At 69.2% G+C, this 16,952-nt stretch carries 12 protein-coding genes; 7 read left to right on the top strand and 5 right to left on the bottom strand.

Annotated features, from left to right (window positions below):
• A partial coding sequence (locus tag LXT21_RS35305) for an RCC1 domain-containing protein (protein ID WP_407667081.1) occupies positions 1 to 1,313 on the bottom strand: 1,313 nt, incomplete at its 3' end.
• 41 nt (positions 1,314 to 1,354) lie between these two features.
• Between LXT21_RS35305 and LXT21_RS45560 the strand changes: the two genes are divergently transcribed.
• Positions 1,355 to 1,936, top strand: coding sequence for an ATP-binding protein (locus LXT21_RS45560; RefSeq protein WP_323395384.1), 582 nt, complete (start codon positions 1,355 to 1,357; stop codon positions 1,934 to 1,936).
• A 73-nt stretch (positions 1,937 to 2,009) separates the two neighbouring features.
• On the opposite strand, the gene LXT21_RS35295 is transcribed toward LXT21_RS45560, so the two are convergent.
• Positions 2,010 to 2,615 (bottom strand): TetR/AcrR family transcriptional regulator, encoded by a 606-nt coding sequence (locus LXT21_RS35295; protein ID WP_254042632.1) that lies wholly within the window; start codon positions 2,613 to 2,615, stop codon positions 2,010 to 2,012.
• 99 nt (positions 2,616 to 2,714) lie between these two features.
• On the opposite strand from LXT21_RS35295, the gene LXT21_RS35290 reads away from it, so the two are divergent.
• The gene (locus tag LXT21_RS35290; RefSeq protein WP_254042631.1) at positions 2,715 to 3,464 is read left to right on the top strand and encodes an SDR family NAD(P)-dependent oxidoreductase; all 750 of its coding nucleotides are present in this window, start codon (positions 2,715 to 2,717) and stop codon (positions 3,462 to 3,464) included.
• Between the two features lie 247 nt (positions 3,465 to 3,711).
• Here the strand turns inward: LXT21_RS35290 and LXT21_RS35285 are convergent, their stop codons facing one another.
• On the bottom strand, positions 3,712 to 5,946 hold the full coding sequence (locus tag LXT21_RS35285; protein ID WP_254042630.1) for an RCC1 domain-containing protein: 2,235 nt from the start codon (positions 5,944 to 5,946) through the stop codon (positions 3,712 to 3,714).
• A gap of 696 nt (positions 5,947 to 6,642) precedes the next feature.
• Between LXT21_RS35285 and LXT21_RS35280 the strand changes: the two genes are divergently transcribed.
• Positions 6,643 to 9,453, top strand: a complete 2,811-nt coding sequence (locus LXT21_RS35280) for an exo-rhamnogalacturonan lyase family protein (protein WP_254042629.1) — start codon at positions 6,643 to 6,645, stop codon at positions 9,451 to 9,453.
• A gap of 40 nt (positions 9,454 to 9,493) precedes the next feature.
• Here the strand turns inward: LXT21_RS35280 and LXT21_RS35275 are convergent, their stop codons facing one another.
• A complete protein-coding gene (locus tag LXT21_RS35275; RefSeq protein WP_254042628.1) occupies positions 9,494 to 10,114 on the bottom strand; it encodes a hypothetical protein in 621 nt (206 codons plus the stop codon).
• Positions 10,115 to 10,193: 79 nt separating this feature from the next.
• Here LXT21_RS35275 and LXT21_RS35270 point away from each other — a divergent pair, with 79 nt between their 5' ends.
• The 4 genes from LXT21_RS35270 to LXT21_RS35255 all read left to right on the top strand — a co-directional run bounded on the left by LXT21_RS35270 (position 10,194) and on the right by LXT21_RS35255 (position 14,846).
• On the top strand, positions 10,194 to 11,330 hold the full coding sequence (locus LXT21_RS35270; RefSeq protein ID WP_254042627.1) for an alpha/beta hydrolase: 1,137 nt from the start codon (positions 10,194 to 10,196) through the stop codon (positions 11,328 to 11,330).
• A gap of 185 nt (positions 11,331 to 11,515) precedes the next feature.
• Positions 11,516 to 12,187, top strand: a complete 672-nt coding sequence (locus tag LXT21_RS35265; RefSeq protein ID WP_254042626.1) for an RICIN domain-containing protein — start codon at positions 11,516 to 11,518, stop codon at positions 12,185 to 12,187.
• 310 nt (positions 12,188 to 12,497) lie between these two features.
• On the top strand, positions 12,498 to 13,739 hold the full coding sequence (locus LXT21_RS35260; protein WP_254042625.1) for an alpha/beta fold hydrolase: 1,242 nt from the start codon (positions 12,498 to 12,500) through the stop codon (positions 13,737 to 13,739).
• A gap of 432 nt (positions 13,740 to 14,171) precedes the next feature.
• Positions 14,172 to 14,846, top strand: coding sequence for a hypothetical protein (locus tag LXT21_RS35255; protein ID WP_254042624.1), 675 nt, complete (start codon positions 14,172 to 14,174; stop codon positions 14,844 to 14,846).
• A gap of 10 nt (positions 14,847 to 14,856) precedes the next feature.
• Here the strand turns inward: LXT21_RS35255 and LXT21_RS35250 are convergent, their stop codons facing one another.
• Positions 14,857 to 16,914, bottom strand: coding sequence for an eCIS core domain-containing protein (locus tag LXT21_RS35250; RefSeq protein WP_254042623.1), 2,058 nt, complete (start codon positions 16,912 to 16,914; stop codon positions 14,857 to 14,859).
• Positions 16,915 to 16,952: the final 38 nt, after the last annotated feature.

Here is a 16,952-nt window from a genome sequence, read left to right as displayed (position 1 = left end):
CCCCATGCCCAGAGGGTGCCATCCGACTTGAGCGCGAGCGAGTAACCCTCTCCCGCCGAAATGGAGATGACGCCGCTCAGTCCCGGCTTCTGCACGGGGAGGTTGCTCTGCGACGTCGGTCCATCGGTGGCTCCCGCGCCCCAGAGCCAGACGGTGCCGTCGGACCTCAAGGCCAGGCTGTGCGAACCTCCCGCCGAGACCGAGATGACCCCCGTGGGAGTCATCGCCTGGACAGGGACCAGGGTGGAGTCCTCCGTTCCAGTCCCGAGCTTCCCATAGTAACCCGCCCCCCAAGCCCAGACGGTTCCGTCTCCTCTCAGCGCAAGGGAGTGGAAGGGACCGGCGGAGACCCCTCGGACATTCGTGAGGTCCTGCACCTGGGCAGGCGTGTATTTGACGCTGCCTTGAGTTCCAGTGCCCGTCTGGCCAAAGAAGTTGGCGCCCCATCCCCAGACCGTGCCGTCGGAGCGCAGCCCCATCACGTTCCAGCCCGAGGTCGACACCGCCTTCATGCAGCTCACGACCGACACTCGCATCGGATTCTGCGCGGAGTGGTCCTCGGGGTAGTCGTCCCCCAGGCTGCCATGCCCGCTGTAGCCCGCCCCCCAGAGGCTGGCGTCGGTGCGCACCGCCAATGAAGTATCATCTCCCGCGGCCAGCAAGGTCTGGGGAGAGATGACATCGGGCTGGGTCTGGGAAAGAACCGCGCCCATGCCCCCACAGTCGGTCATCAGTCGGAACGTGGATGAGAATCCGGAGTATTGCCCGAAGTCGACATCACTGACCTGGAAGGTGTGTGAGAGCTCGTATCGATTGACGAGCAGGCCGGTCAAGGTGTCCGTATAGCTGTCGAGAAAGGTGACGCTCAGGGGCGCCGTCGTATAGGCGCTGTTCGTTCCGCAGCCAGGCGCCTGGGTGAGCCGGGTCCTCGCATAGGAGCCACTCGAGCCCGGGAGCAGCGCGATGTCGGCTGGGACCGCGTGCAACCATGAGACCCGGACGGTGCGAACGCCGCTGCTCCCCGTGATGGTGTAGCCCCGGTAGGAGAGCCTGGACGCGTCCGCGTAGTCGAACTCGCAGCCCGGATAGTCCACCTGGGCCCTCACCGTGCGGTGGGTGGGGGGCTCGGCACTCAGGGCGTGCTCGACGCCTCGTGCATCCACGTAACCATGGACCACTGGGAGGTCCCGAGGGTGCCGCTCCAGCACGACCTCGGTGAAGGCTCCCGCTTCCAGGTCCGCGACCTCCTCGTCGCGCCCTTCGACCTGACAGCCCATCAGCCCCACCACGATGGACATCACTGCGACACGCAAGGGCGCGCGTGAATCCAGACACCCCGCAGGTGGCTCGGAGGATGGACTTCCGGCGGCGGCCCGTCTCGGATGAAACGTCTTCACAAGGATGCTCCTGGCTCGGTTTGGGCCCGGCAATCAATGCCACCCAGGCCCATGCCGAAAAATTACGGCAATACAGGCAAGCCTCGCAAGCCAGCGCCAGACATCCGACCCGCGACAAGAACAATCTATTGTCGCTGAAACTCCGGCGAGCCAAGAAGCCATCCCGTGGCGAGCTGCACGTCCACTGGGCGCGGTTCTCCGTCATCGCTGGTGGCGTCGGTGCGTCGGGACCGCGCCGCGAGCACCGTGGCCCGTGTCGCCTCCGAGGGTGTCGTCCCCAGCAGCGCACGCATCTTCGCGCCGTTCCTCACCACCAAGCCCGTCGGGGGGGCACGGGCCTGGGGTTGTCCATCCGCCACGGCATCGTCACCGGCTCCAGCGGCGGCACCTCCGTGGAGCGTGAGCCATGCCGGGGCAGCACCTTCCGCGTGTCCCTGCCCGTGAGCCCGCGCGCGGGAGCTGGTGCCTCCGATGACCCGATTGCGCCGGGTGGGCTGAGCGCGTGCGATGGCTCGCACGCCGCGCGGCGCGCTCCGTGAGCGCGAACGTGTCCACGCCACGCCCGGGCCCGCCCTGCCGTCGCGCGAGTCGCTCCGGCATCCCCCCGAGCGTTCAGCGGCGGCGCTTCGACGCGATGGGCAGCCCCTCGAACGCCGTCTCCACCATGCCGCGCAGGCTGGCCTCCTCCATGCCCGCCTTGCCCACGGCCTCCATTCCCCGGAAGAGGGCGAGCAGCAGGGCCCCCAGCCGCCTGGGGTCCGCCTGGGCCGGGAGGTCCCCATGCGCCTGGGCCTGCGTGAGGCAGCGCACGAACGCGGCCTCGAGCCCCCGGAAGGTCTCCAGCGCCCGGTCCGCCACCTGCGCGTCCTGCGCCGCCAGCTCCGCGGTGCCCCGCGACAACAGGCACCCACGCCGGTTCACCTCCGCCGCCGACGCCGTGGCCACGCCCAGCAGGAACTGCCGCAGCCGCTCCAGCGCGCCCGCGTCAGGGCCCGCCAACGTCTTCTCCACCGCCGCCACCGAGCTCACGCAGTACGCGTCGAACACCTTCTGGAAGAGCTGCTGCTTGTCGCCGAAGGCCCCATAGAGGCTGCCCTTTCCCAGCCCCGTGGCCTTCATCAGGTCGTCCATGGAGGTCGCCGCGTACCCCTTGCTCCAGAACTGGTCGCGTACCGCGCGCAGCACCTGCGCTTCATCGAATGTCCGAGGCCGGGCCATGCCCTGAAATTAAAAGTTATTGACCGTCCGGTCCACCATTCTTAGATATGGACCATGAAGTCCATAACCCCTCGGTGGCGAGAGGGAAGGAGCAGGACCATGGGCAGGCTCGACGGGAAGGTCATTGTCGTCACGGGTGGGACCACGGGCATCGGCTTCGCGTCCGCGAAGCGCTTCGCGCAGGAAGGGGCGAAGGTGTTCTTCACCGGCCGCCGGCAGGCGGAGGTGGACCGGGCCGAGAAGGAGATCGGGCACGGGGCGGTGGGCGTGCGGGGGGACGTGTCCGTGCTGACGGACCTGGACGCGCTCTACGCGCGGGTGAAGCAGGAGGCGGGGCACCTGGACGTGGTGTTCGCCAACGCGGGCGTGGGCGAGTTCGCCGCGCTGGGCTCCATCACGGAGGAGCACTTCGACAAGACGTTCGACATCAATGTGAAGGGCATGCTGTTCACGGTGCAGAAGGCGCTGCCGCTCTTGAAGGACGGCGGCGCCGTCATCCTCACGGGCTCCACCGCGGGCTCTGCCGGCTCGGAGGCCTTCAGCGTCTACTCGGCGACCAAGGCGGCCATCCGCTCCTTCGCGCGCACCTGGGCGTTGGATTTGAAGGGGCGCCGCATCCGGGTGAACACGCTCAGCCCGGGCCCCATCGACACGCCGGGACTCAACGGGCTGGTGCCCGACACGCAGGGCGCGAAGCAGTTCAAGGAATACCTCACCAGCCTCATCCCGCTGGGTCGCATGGGCCAGCCGGACGAGGTGGCGAAGACGGCGGTGTTCCTCGCCTCGGATGACAGCAGCTTCGTCAACGGCGCGGAGCTCTTCGTGGACGGTGGCGCCGGGCAGGTCTGAAACCTGCGAAGACGCTGTGTCGTGGGGGGCTCCGGGGCAGGCCAGCGCCTGCTCCCATCAACACTCCGGGCTCCTCGCTGTTGGTGCAGGTGCGCTCCGAAATGCCGACGCACTTCTGGCGCAACACGGCGTGGATCTCCGGGAGGCAGGCCCGCTTTGCCGACGCCAGGATGGCACCCCAAAGGACTCTCTGGCGCACGTGCCCGCCTCCCCTCCGGGCCTCGGGAGGGGGGCGGGCCTCGGGGCCTCAGAGGGCGTAGGGGACCATCCGGATCTCCTCGGTTCCCGTCCCGAGTTGCCCGGAGGAGTTGGAGCCCCAGCCCCACAGGATGTCGTTGGCGCGGAACGCAATGGAGTGGTAGTCGCCCGCACCCAGGGCCGTCGCATCGATGATGTCCGGGACCTGCGCGGGAGCGCTCTGGCTGGTGGTGAAGCCATCGCCGAGCTGCCCGCTGGCATTGTAGCCCCACGACCACACCGTGCCGTCGCTCTGGCGCGCGAGGGTGTGGGAGTTCCCCGTGACCACCTCCACGCAGTCCGTGAAGTTCAGCGCCTGCACGGGTGACGACGACCAGGCGGCGGTGCCGTCACCGAGCTGGCCATAATAGTTCTCGCCCCAGCCCCACACCGTGCCGTTGGACTTGCGCGCCACCGTGTATCCAAGCCCCGCCGACACGGAGACGACGGAGGTGAGCCCTGGCACCTGTCCAGGCGTGGAGCGAGAGGTGGTGGTGCCGTCGCCGAGCTTGCCCTGGTAGTTGGTGCCCCAGGTCCAGACGGTGCCATCGGCCTTGAGCGCCACGGAGAAGAGGCCGCCCGCCGCCACGGCGATGACTCCGGTGAGCCCGGGGACCTGCGCCGGAGTCGACCGCCAGGTCGTCGTGCCGTCACCGAGCTGGCCGTGGCCGTTCGCGCCCCACGCCCACACGGTGCCGTCATCCTTGAGCGCCAGCGTGTGACCGCTCCTGCCTGACACCGCGACGATGTTCGTGAGGCCCACGGCCTGGACGGGGGAGGAGCGCGTCGTGGTGGTGCCATCCCCCAGCTCGCCCTCCGTGTTGCTCCCCCAGGACCACAGGGTGCCGTCGGCGAGGACCACCATGGACCGCTCCGAGCCCGCCGCGATGAGGGTGACGTTCGAGAGCCCCGGCACCTGCGAAGGCACCGTCCGTGGAGTGGTGGCGGTGGTCCCATCGCCCAGTTGACCGGAGGTATTCAAGCCCCACGTCCAGACGGTTCCGTCCGACTTCAGGCCCACGGAATGGTGTCCCCCACCCGCGATGGACGCCCCCGTGAAGAGCGAGGGCGCGGGGCTCAGGAAGTCGGTGGGGACCCCATCGCCCAACTGGCCCGAGTAGTTGTTCCCCCAGACCCACAGCGTCCCATCGGGCTGGACCGCCAGGGAATGGGACTCTCCTCCCGACAGGAAGCTCGCGCCGGAGGGGCCCTGGATGGGAACCGGCAGGGGCCGGAAGGTCGTCGTCCCGTCGCCGAGCTGTCCCCAACTGTTCGAGCCCCACGCCCAGTGGCGGCCATCCTGCGTGGCCGCCAGCGCGTGATTGCTGCCCGCGCCCAGGCGCACGACCTCCGAGAGCCCCAGCACCTGCGCGGGCGTCAGGCGCCGGGTGGTGGTGCCATCGCCCAGCTCCCCGGAGAAGTTCGTGCCGCAGCCCCAGACGGTGCCATCGTCCTTGAGCAGGAAGGCGTTGCTGCTTTTCAAGGCCACGGCCACCACGGAGGCGAGGCTCGAGACCTTCACGGGCACCAGTTGCCGGGTGGTCGTGCCGCTACAGAGCAGGCCCGTACCGTTGTAGCCCCATCCCCACGCCGCGCCATCCTCATCGACCGCCATGGAGGAGCTGCTCGCCGCGGACAGCTCCACCACGCGCGTGAGCCCCACCACCTGGACGGGCGTCAAGCGCCGCAGCGACGTGCCATCGCCAAGGCCATCAGAGCTGTATCCCCAGGCCCACACCGTCCCGTCCGACTTGAGCGCCAGGGAGTGCTCGTCGCCCGCCACCACGGACGTGACGCCCGTGAGGCCCGACACCTTCACGGGCCTCAGCCGCTGGAGGGTGGTGCCGTCCCCGAGCTGACCTTGGGCGTTGAGCCCCCAGGTCCACACCGTGCCGTCCGACTTGAGCGCCAGGGAATGGGAGCGCCCCGCCGCCACGGACACCATGGACGTGAGTCCCGTGACGCGCACGGGCGCGAGCCGGCGGAAGGTGGTGCCATCCCCGAGCTGACCTTGGGCGTTGTACCCCCAGGTCCACACCGTTCCATCCAGCTTGAGGCCCACCGAATGGAGACGGCCGGCCCGCGCCATCTTCCAGACTGGTGAGGCCACGGCCGCGTGGGCCGTCCCTGGGGCGGCCGTGTCGTCCTTCTCCAGCACCGGGCCGGAGCAGCCAGCCACCCATAACAGACACATCAGCAGGCCCACTGGCGCGCGGCCGGACAGCCCTACAGGCATCACTGGCATGGCTTCCTTTCGGGTTCCCACGCAAACGGGAAACGGAGCTGCATTCGGAATAGCATAACAGACGTGTGGGGGCGGCATCTCCTGGCGTCAGTCGACGCCGGTCGCCTCGCGGGACCCGGTCGACCTCATGTCCACTCTTGAGAGGTTTTGTTTCCATTGCAGTCGTGGTGGACGTTTGTGATGGGTCTGCGGTGACACTCGTTGGTCGCATGCGCGTGCGCTGGAGCAGCGAACGCGCATGGTTGGGGGGTTCGAAGGCGAAGCCGGTCAGCATCGCCGCCACGCCGTCCTGGGTCGCGCCGAAGGCATTCCGGATGCTCGAGTCCTCCTGTCCACGCGGATGACCTCGCGGGACGACGTGCTGGCGAGCCTGCCCGTGCTGAAGGTCTCGTTCGCCAGGCGGAACAGCGCCGCCGCCGGTCTTCCCTCTTCGGGGGCACTGCCCCACAGAGCAGTGGGTGCTGTCCACCACAGGTTCCCGACGCCTCGCGATGTGCGGAGGTCATCCCCGCAGGAGAATCCCTGTGTCATGCCCTTGGTCCAACGCTTGCTCTTTTGGGCACAATGACGACTCTTACGCTCAGAGAAAAATGGCGGTCACTGGTCCTCACGACCGTGCTCATCCTGGGTTGCACCAGTGACACACCTGCGCCTCCGGGAGGACCTCCTGGGGAGGGTGATGGCACGACCGCCCGGTTGACGCTCACGCGTCTGGGCTCGGGAACCATCACCTCCAACCCCGCGGGGATTTCTTGTGGCGGCACCTGTCTGGCCTCCTTCGCGAAGGGCAGCACCGTCACGCTGACCGCGATGCCTGACTCTGGGTACTCCTTCGGCGGATGGAGCGGAGGTGGCTGCACGGGCACCGCCGCCTGCACCACCACGCTCGATGTCGACACCACCGTGCAGGGGAGCTTCACTCCTGTGACGGTCGCGGGAACCCAATACATCGCCTTGAGCCTCGCCTCGGGCCCTGTCTCGGACAAGGCGCCGCTGCGCACGGGCGTCCCCTTGCCCAAGGGCGCTTTGTCCAGCCTCGCGGAGCTGCGCCTGGAGACCGGTGACGGCAGCCAGGAGGTCCCCGCACAGTTCGACGCCATCTCCCGTTGGCCGGATGGCTCCATCAAGGTCGCCCTGGTGCACCTCGTCGCGGACCTCGGCGCAGCACGCGCCTATCGCGTCGCCTATGGCCCTGGCGTCGTCCGCGCCGCCCTACCGCGTAACGTGGCCATCAGCGGCACGCCATCGACGGAGCTCACCGTCGACACGGGACTCGTGAAGTTCGCCGTCAACAACAAGGGCGTCCTCACCCGGCTCTGGCGCGACACCAACGCCAACGGCGCGTTCGAGGCCGGCGAGCAGCTCTTCAACGGCGGCGACCTGTTCATGGTCAACGCCTACGACAACCAGGAGTACACCGCCGGCGCCGCCACCGACGCGGTCGTCACCGTGGAAGAGACCGGGCCGTTGCGCGCGGTCATCAAGGCCCAGGGCTCGCTCACCAACGCAGCTGGCGCGAAGCTCATCAAGTTCCTGGTCCGCTATTACGCCCATCAAGGCTCCGACAAGGTCGACCTGGAGGTCACCGTCATCGACGACCGGCTGGAGCCCAATGTCCAGACCAACCCCACGTCGTTCGCCATCGCCGCCAAGGCCCTGGGCCTGCGCTGGACCTACCTCTCCGACAGCGCGGCCGACTATCGCTTCGGCGGTGAGAGCGGCGCCGCCCATGGCGCCAAGGTCTCCGGCGAGCACTCCCTGCTCCAGAAGGGTGAGTTCACCTTCGACAACGGCGTCGACCTGGGCCACACGTTCAACTACAGCGGCGTGGGCACGGGCGCCAAGGCCGCCGGCTGGGTGGCCCTGGATTCCGGCAGCCGTCACCTGGCGCTGATGGTCCGGGACTTCTGGCAGCAGTTCCCCGGCGAGCTGAGCGTCAATGGCAACACCCTGACGGCCTCCCTCTTCCCGGCGCGAGGCGGCTCCGCCGAGACCTCCCAGCCCGCGCTGTCAGGCACCCGCTACCACCGCGCCCAGAGCCTGTACTTCGCGCGGCAGGGCGGCGCGAAGACCTACCAACTGCGACTGGCCTCGAGCACCGCCCTCCCCACCACCAGCGCCCTTCACGCCGCCAATGACAGCTATCAACGCCACCGCCTGGAGTTGACCGCCACCCCGGCCTGGTACACCGCATCCGGCGTGTTCGGAGACCTGACGCCGACTCCGCAGCTCAGCAGCAACAAGGGCTACGACAACGTCCTGATGCGAGACATCTACGAGCGGAGCATCGAGCAGTCCGACGGCAACGCCACGATGTTCGGCTGGCGCGACTACGGCGACCGGCTTCGCGCAGGCTGGGCCCTTCAGACGAACGGGGTGTACGTCCCCAGCTTCTACAATGACACCCATGTCGGCGCGAACAACTTCCTCACGCAGTTCCTGCGAAGTGGGGACGCTCGCTGGTTCCAGCTCGGAGAAATCAGCACGCGCCACTTCATGGACATCGATGTGTCTCACGGTCCACGGGCGGGCTACTGGTCCACGGGCAACACGCCGCAGCCCGCGGGTGAGGTGCACGCCATCAACCACGAGAACATCGACCATCAGGTGCGCAACCTGCACTGGGGCCACGCGCACGTCAGCGGCCTGAGCAACCTCTACCTGCTCACGGGTGACAAGCGCTCGCTCGACGTGCTCACGGAGATTGCCCAGTGGTGGAAGTTCGTCTCCCCGCACTTCTTCAAGCGTCCATTCAAGTTCACGGACCGGCACCGCGAGGCCGAGCGTGACTATGGCTGGCCGCTCTACGTGATGAACGAGTACGTGCGCGTGACGGGGGACGCGACGTACCACAAGGACGTGGCGGGCAACCTGGCCGCCTACCTCATCGAGTGGTTCCGGACCCCGAGCAACCACGTGGGCTACGACCCGGCGACCAACACCGTCTCGAACACCGTCCTCGGTGTGAACGACGCCGCCCAGGGCACGGGCTACTGGACGATGACCAAGATGGACAACAACGCCGGGTTCAACGCCACGGGGACGAACCCGTGGATGGCCGGGGCCTTCATGGGCAACCTCATCAAGTTCCACCAGGCCGACCTGGAGTTCGCCGCCGCCGGGAAGCCCTCGGGCGTGAGCCATGCCCAGATGGTCGACATGCTGCTCCAGGGCATGAACTACGTGGTCAAGTACGGCTACGACAGCAATCGCAAGTTCTTCGTCTACTCGGAGGCGCAGCGCGGTTACGACGGCGGCGACCACCACATCCTCTACCCGCTGGCGTATCTGGACCGGCTGTACAAGCAGGAGCTGGCGGCGGGACGCATCGCCAACCCCGCCTGGTTCGATACCCAGAGCACCTGGGGCCCACTCGCCACCCGTCGCCATGACGAGCTCCAGAACCAGACCGTCGGTTCCTTCACCCAGTCCTATGGCTTCTATGGCTACGAGATTGTCTACCCCGCTGACTTCTTCACCGTGATGAAGGCCACGGTCGGTCCGTAGCGAGGCAGCTGGTCGCCCCCGCTCTGCTGCGGCGGGGGGCTCAGGTGGAGTGGAGGTGTTCGAGCGCCTCGTGCCAGTGCCTGACCTGTGCTGGAGACACATCAAGGCGCGTGAGCCATGCCTGGAAATAGCGCTCCAGCTCCGCGGACCGGGGATGGGTTCCGCGGTGATGGATGATGAAGTCCTTGTAGTTCTGGACCTTGTCGGCGCGGAGCATGTCGTTGACCTCGGGCTCCGTGCTGAGCGCGATGTCCTCGGGCCCCTTCAGGTCCGGTCGATGGGACAGGGCGGCGTTGGCCGTCTCCCGGTAGGCCAGCGCGAGTGCGAGGACGCGCGGGTCATCACTCACGCCGTCGACGGGTGGCATGGAGAGGTCCGCTCCCGTGGCGAGCGCTCGGGCCCAGGCGGCGGCGCGGTCGTCATCGTCCTGCACCAGGGGATGCAGACAGTACGCGCGTTGGGCCAGGTCGCTCGCGCACAGGGCCCGTAGCACCCACAGCCCCTCGTCGATGTGGTGCATGTACGGGACGCCGGAGCGCTGCGCGCGGCGCTGTCCATGGAACGCCTGAATCGCGCGGTACTCGAGGGCGCTCGCATCCATCCCTTGAAGATGGCAGTCGGCGGTGGCGGGCGCCACCTTCGGCTCCGCGGGGGCCATCATCGTGCGCTTGTGCTGGGGGCTGGCGCGATACCATGGGCCCTCGCCCCTGGGCATGCATCGCCCAGGGCCTTCGAACTCCATGCCGACCGTCCTGGCGCTCCTTCACATCATGGGCTGCGTGCTGCTCGCCGCCGTCTTCTTCGCTCCCGCCGGAGTGCCCACGCTCGTCCATCTGCTCAAGGGCATCCTGCGCGAGTACAGCCTGGTGATGCTGGTGCCCGCGCTCCTCACCGCGCTGGTGGCCTTCTGGTGCGCTCACGCGGACGTGTGGAAGTGGCTGCGCTGGGGGACCCCCGCGTCCGCGCTGCTCATCGGAGTCCTCGCGGTATGGCCCGCTGCCTCCGCCTGGCGGATGGCCCGTGCGAACGACCTCCCGCTCGACCTCCGCGCGTACCTCCGGCCCCTCGTCGGAGCCCGCCCTCCGCCGAGTCACACCGTCCGCTTCGCCGAAGTCCCGGGACGCGAACTGCACGCGGACATCTTCCTTCCCCAGGGCGCCTCACCCGCGCCACGCCCGGCCGTGCTCTATCTCCACGGAGGCGGTTGGCGCGGCGGAGAGCGCGCCTATGCCCGAGCCTGGGCCGACTTCTTCACCGCGAAGGGCTACGTCCTCATCTCCCTCGACTACCGCCTCTTTCCACCGGCCACCGGCATGACCGCCCCGGGAGACGTCAAGTGTGGCATCCGCTGGGTCAAGGACCACGCGGCGACCTACGGCATCGACCCGTCGCGACTCGTCCTGTTCGGTGAATCCGCGGGTGGACACCTCGCGATGCTGGCGGGGTACTCAGCGGACGACACCCGCATCCCGTCCTCCTGTGGTTCCCCGGGGGACACCTCCATCGCGGCCGTCATCAGCTTCTACGCGCCGGGCGATCTGGTGGCCGATGCCGCGAGCAACGCCGCCACGCTCGAGGGCTTCACGGGTGCGCCGCTGGACGGCCACCGCGCGCTGTACGAGCTGCTCTCTCCCATCCACCACGTCGGTCCACGGACTCCTCCCACGCTCCTGCTCCACGGCGGCGCCGACAGCGTCGTGCCGCCCGAGGCCTCCCTGGCGATGGCCGCCCGGCTCTCCCAAGCGGGGGTGCCCCACGCGCTCTTCATGCTCCCGTACGCGGAGCACGGCTTCGACATCTGGGACGGCGGCTTCGGCCGACAGCTCGCTCGGGGGTGGGTGGGACATTTCCTCCAACAGCACGTTTCCGCCGAGTGACGTGGGCCGGGCGTGAATGAAATCCCCCGGCCCCCGTCATGAAGAACACACGGTGAGCGGGACGGCGAGAGCGGCCCCGCTGCGAGTGATTCCAGACAAGGAGAAGTCCCATGTTGGCGGTTCGCGGTGGCTCCGAAGGTGTTCGTGCGCGTGAAAACCGGTCGTCCGCGAAGGGCAGGGGATGGATGGCGCTCGCGCTGCTGCTCCTGCCCATGACGGCGGCGGCGGGTCCCGGGCCGGACTACCGCTGGGACGAGTCTCGCAACCGCCCCGGTCCGAACCGTTGCCAGAGCTCCAACCAGTGCGATGGCGCGCGCACCTGCAGCCCCGCCGGTTGGTGCCAGGGCGAGTCTCGCCCGACGCCGCCGCCCCCGCCGCCGGGCCGTGGCCATGGGCATGGCCGCGATGAGCCGCGCCACCAGCGCACCACCTTCATCCGCAGCAAGCTCGCGGGGCTCGTGCTCGACATCGAGGGCAACAACCGCTCGCTCGGCGCCGGAATCATCGCCCACCGCGCGAAGTCCCACCGCGAGGGCAACGACAACCAGCAGTGGGAGCTGGTGCCCACCCGAGGCGGCTACCTCATCCGTAGCAAGCTCAACGGACTCGTGCTCGACATCGACGGCGCGAACAAGGCCGAGGGAACCCGCGTCATCATGTGGGAAGCCCACGGCAGCCCCAACCAGGTGTGGAAGCTCGTGCCGGGTCGCGCCCGCGGCACCTACTACATCCAGAGCGCGCTCAATGGCTTCGTGCTGGATGTCGAGGGCGCCAGGACGGATGGCTCGGGTCGGCTCATCGTCTACCCGATGCATCGCAAGGCGGCCGACAACCAGCTGTGGCAGGTGGACCTCTGAGCCGCTCACTCCGGGCCTCATGACTCAGTAGGACGCTGGCGGCACTGCTCGGACAGGGTGCCGCCTTCGCCGTTGTGGGAGTCGCCTCGACGAGCGCGGCCCACGAGGGCAGGCGCGTGTCGGCTGGTGCACGACGGCGGCTCGCGACTCGAAGTGCATCCGCCCGAGGCCCGGTGTCGGCCTTGTGAGCCGTTGGCCCGCTCTTCGAGACTGGTGGAAACCCACGCCGACACCCTCGTCCAGCTCCCACGCACGCGGCACTCTCCTGGGAGTCGTCATGCCTGTCTCGCGCAGGTGCGTTGCGTCCCTCGTGTCCCTGTCCGTCCTCGTCTTCGCGTGTTCTCGCGGGTCGCCCCGGCCGCAGCAGGACGAACTCCCGCCGTTCTACCGCACGCCTGACTCGCTCCCGACCTCCTCTCCTGGCGACGTCCTCCGGCACGAGCCGCTCACGGGGTTCGCCGCGCTGGAGCAGGCGGGGAGCAACGTGCGCGTGCTGTATCGCTCGGATGCGGTGAAGGCAGACAGGCCCATCGCGGTGTCCGGCATCATCGCGCTCCCGAAGGGAGAGCCTCCGGAAGGCGGATGGCCGGTGATTGCCTGGGCGCACGGGACGGTGGGCGTGGCCGACAAGTGCGCGCCGTCGCGCGATGTGCTGGGCGCGAGCGCCCATTGGTTCAATCAGGCGCCGCAGCGACTGCTCAACTATTTCCTGGGGGAGATGAAGTGGGCCGTGGTGATGACCGACTACGAGGGGCTCGGCACGGAGGGGCGGCACCCGTTCCTGTTGGGGCGCTCGCAGGCGCGAGGCGTGCTCGACAGCGTGGTGGCGGCGCACAAGCTGTACCCGGGCAAGCTGTCGAAGAAGTACGCCGTCGTGGGCCATTCCCAGGGAGGACAGGCCGCGCTGTTCTCCGCCGCCGAGGCTCCGGAGCGCCTGCGTGGCAAGGATTTTGAGTTGGTGGGTGTGCTGGCCTATGCGCCGGCGTCCGCGATGCACTTGACCTTCCCGATTGCAGTGCAAGTGGCGGAGCCCTCGCCGGACGTCGCGTTCATTCCCCTGTTCCTCACAGGGGCTGCCGAGGGAGACCCGGACGGGGTGAAGCTGGAGCAGTTGCTCAAGCCCCAGGCCCTGAAGCTGTATGCCGATGTCGATTCGAAGTGCCGCATCGAGCTGAGCCAGACGGACTCCTGGGGGAACTTCGTCCCCAAGGGAAATGTGATGAGCGAGACGGCGAACTGGCGGCCATTGCTCGCGCAGTTGAGCGCGATGCATCCGGGGTATCTGACCATCGGAGTCCCGGTGCGACTGGTGCAGGGCCGGCTGGATGCGCGTGTGAATCCAGCGCAGACATGGGCCGTCCGCAACGAGCTCATCGCGCGTCGCGCCTCGGTGGAGTACGTGGGGTGCCCGGTGGCGGACCACTTCGGCGTGTTGGGGGATGACATCCCTGGCGCCGTGGCCTGGCTGACGCAGCGCTTCGGAGGAAGCGCACCTCCCGACGTCCTGAGTTCCTGTCGGGAAATCCATGAGCTGTCATCCGTGACTCCCTGACGGGAACCCACGAGGACGGCTCCGTGGGGACGTGACTCGGCGCGCGGTGGATTTTTCTGGCGGCGGTGCCCGTGCCCAGTGGGTGTGTTTGACTTGCGGGGATGAAAGGAAGACGCTGGTTGGACTCATGGCTGTCCATGAGCCCACGAGGAGAGGTGACCATGCGAGGCTTCATTGCTTTGGCTGCGTTCCTGACCCTGTCTGGCTGGACCGGGCGCACGGAGGCGCCGGCTGCATCCCCCGAGGAGTCGACCTCCGCGGACATCATCTGTGGGCGCATCACGAGCGAGTCCCTTTGTCGCATCAAGGGATGCGTCTGGGATTCGCAGTCCGCCACCTGCGGCGATTGAGCCGAGCCCTCGGTCCATGCCCTCGGGCAGGGGCGTGAACCGGGCCATTGACTTGTGGCCCGGTCTTCCCTGCACTGTCCACATGGCCGCGCCTCGCGAGGTCCCCATCATCCTTGGCGTCTTCGTCGCGCTGGCCGCGATGATGGCTCACGTCATCGCGACCCGTTTGGATGGGTCCTCGCCTCGAGCGGAGGGGCCTCGTGTGGCCCCGCTCGCCCCGCGGGCGCGAGCCCCGTCGTCCCGGGACTGGGGCGTCATCCTGGGCGTCGGTGTCCTGGGGCTCGTGGCGCTCGGGGCGCAGGCCCACTCCCGACGCTCGCGGTTGCTCCAGGAGGTCGCGACGCCCCCGCCATCAGCGGAGGACGCGACGTCTCCCGGGCCGTCCGTCGCGCAGGCGCGGGCCTTCCTGGCGTGGCGCGGAGCGCGAAGGGTGCTGGCGCGGCGCGCGGGCCTGGTCCTTGCGGAGTGGAGCGTGTTCACGGCGCTGTCGCTGTGGCTCATGCTCCGCGCGCCTTCCGGGGACTGGCTGTCGTTCGCCGTGCCGTGTGTCCTCCTGGTGTTCCCCGCGCGCGTGTACGTGCGCTATCGGGAGGGGGAATCCCTCTGGGCGCCGTGGATGCTGGGGCTGTCGGTGCTCGTGCTCGCCGCGACGCGTGAGCCTCGGTGCACGTGGGGGCTGCTGCTCATCGCCGGCGTGTGCCAGGTCTGCGTGTGGCGGCAGGAGCGGGCGCGCGGCGGTGTCACCTCGTCCGGGTGACGCCGTCGGCTCAGCTGTCAGCGACCACGGCCAGGGCGGTCGAGGGGGACATTCCCTGAGCCACCAGCGAGAGCACCAGCGACTGTCTGAACTCGGGCGTGGTCATGAGCCAGCCGGGGATGATGTCCGGGAGCGAGGCGTTGACCATGCTCGCCGGCCCCAGGAGCGTGCGTCCCCATCGCTCGATGATGGTGCGGGCGAAGGCGTCTGTCTCGGGCGTGCGTCGCGCCGTGCTCCCCGTCCTGGGGCGACGGGGCGTCGGGGGCGTGGCGTCGGGCTCGGGCGCCAGCAGACTGGTGAACACCCGCATCAGCGTGGAGGTGACGACGCCCACGCCTCCGCCGAACGCGGACAGTCCGCCCTGCATGAGCGTGCCGCCGATGATGCGGGCCATGCCGCCCTCGACGAAGCGCAGGCCGGCGTTGCCTCCCATGTGCTCGAGCAGGGTGATGGGGAGCAGCCGCGCCGCGGCGCCTCCCGAGGGCAGGAGCCTGGCGAGCGTCTGCGCGGGGAGCCCCGAGGCCTCGAGAATCGCGCCCTGCATGATGCCGCAGCTGGTGGGCGTGCCTCGCAACCAGCGCAGGATGGCATTGCCTCCACGCTGGGCGACGGCGACCGCCTGCTCGATGCTGACGGTGGCCTCGGCGGCCTCGATGACCACGTAGGCGTTGGCTCGCCGCGCGACACTCTCCGCCAGCTGCGGCGTGAGGGCCTGGGGGACCTCTTGGAAGAGCACGCGCAGCGGACCGCCGTGAATCTTCATGACCTGCCCCGCGGCGTTGCGAGCGTAGATGACGGCGTGGTTCAGCCCGCCTTCCGTCACGGCGACCATGGCGCCGCGTCCCAGGGCTCTCTCGAGCTCGGTGGCCGCGGCCGTCCGCGTGGCGAAGACCGCGCCGCCCTCGCGGGTGAACGCCGCCACCGTCTCGCGTGCCATCGCCTCCGTGACGATTTCGCCGCCCTCGCGGACGACGAGCGTCCCCGCCGCGCGCCGGGCCATGGCGGTGCGCACGAGGGCGGCCGGAGCCCGGATGAGCGCCCGGCCCGCGACGCCCGCGGCGCCCAGCGTGGCGAAGTCGACCATCAGGAAGCCGGTGCCCAGGGCGCGCTGGAAGTACGACTCCGCCTCGCGAATCTGCTGGACCGAGCCGTAGATGGGCACGAGCGCCCAGAGGCTCCTGGACGGGTCTGGAGCTCCCTCCGCGTGGCGGCGCTGGTTCTCCTCGGGGCTGTCGGACATGGCCCAGGTGACGACGCCCGCCACCAAGCCGATTCCGGCCAGCACGAGCCACGGCGCGATGCGGTGCAGGTCCTCTCCGGCGCCCTCGGTCAGCTCATAGGGCGACTGGACCAGGGCCGCCCGGGTGGCGCGCTCGGCCTCGCGCTCGGAGGGCCAGGAGGGCTCGCTGATGCGGCCCCGGCCGCCGCCGAGCCGAGCCTGGACGGTGTGCGCCAGCTCGTGTCCCAGGATGTGCCGCCCCGCGCCGCTCGCGACGTCCACGTCGCCGCCCAGCACGATGTGGTCGCCCAGCGTGAAGGCCGCGGCGCCCACGGACCTCGCCGCCTGTCTCGCGGTGGGGCCAGTGTGCAGGCGGACTGGTGACAGGTCATAGCCGTAGGACTGCTCGAACGGCGCCCGGAGCCACGCGGGGAGGGGGTTGCCTCCCGCGAGCCGGGACAGGGGCGGGGAGGCGTCGCCCACGGGCGCGCGGGGGGCCAACGCCGCGCGGAGCAGGTTCGTTCCGAACGCGCCCACCGTGGCCGCGACCGAGGTCGGGATGGCACCGAGGTCGGGGCTGGCGCTGACGGGCGCGCTGGGGGCCTGCACCCTGCCCAGCGGCCGGGTCGTCGCGCCGCCCGGCATGGGACGCAAGGCGCGGACGGGCGGATACAGCGCGACGGTGCCGATGTCGAAGCGCGGGGCCCGGTCGGCGGAGTCACCCGGCGAGACGTCCTGGGTGGGCGCGGCGGAGGGCTGCGGCGTCACCGTGCGGGTCACCCGTGGAGGCGTGGCCTTCGGAGCCGGTGCGGGCGTGGATGCGCGAGCCGCGGAGTGCAACGAGCCCATGGACGTCCCCCTCGTCGGACCTGTGGGGGACAGTGTAA

The organism is Myxococcus guangdongensis, from assembly GCF_024198255.1.
Classification (GTDB): Bacteria; Myxococcota; Myxococcia; order Myxococcales; family Myxococcaceae; genus Myxococcus; species Myxococcus guangdongensis.
Note: the sequence above shows the minus strand (reverse complement) of the source record. Positions and strands in the feature narration are given on the sequence as shown.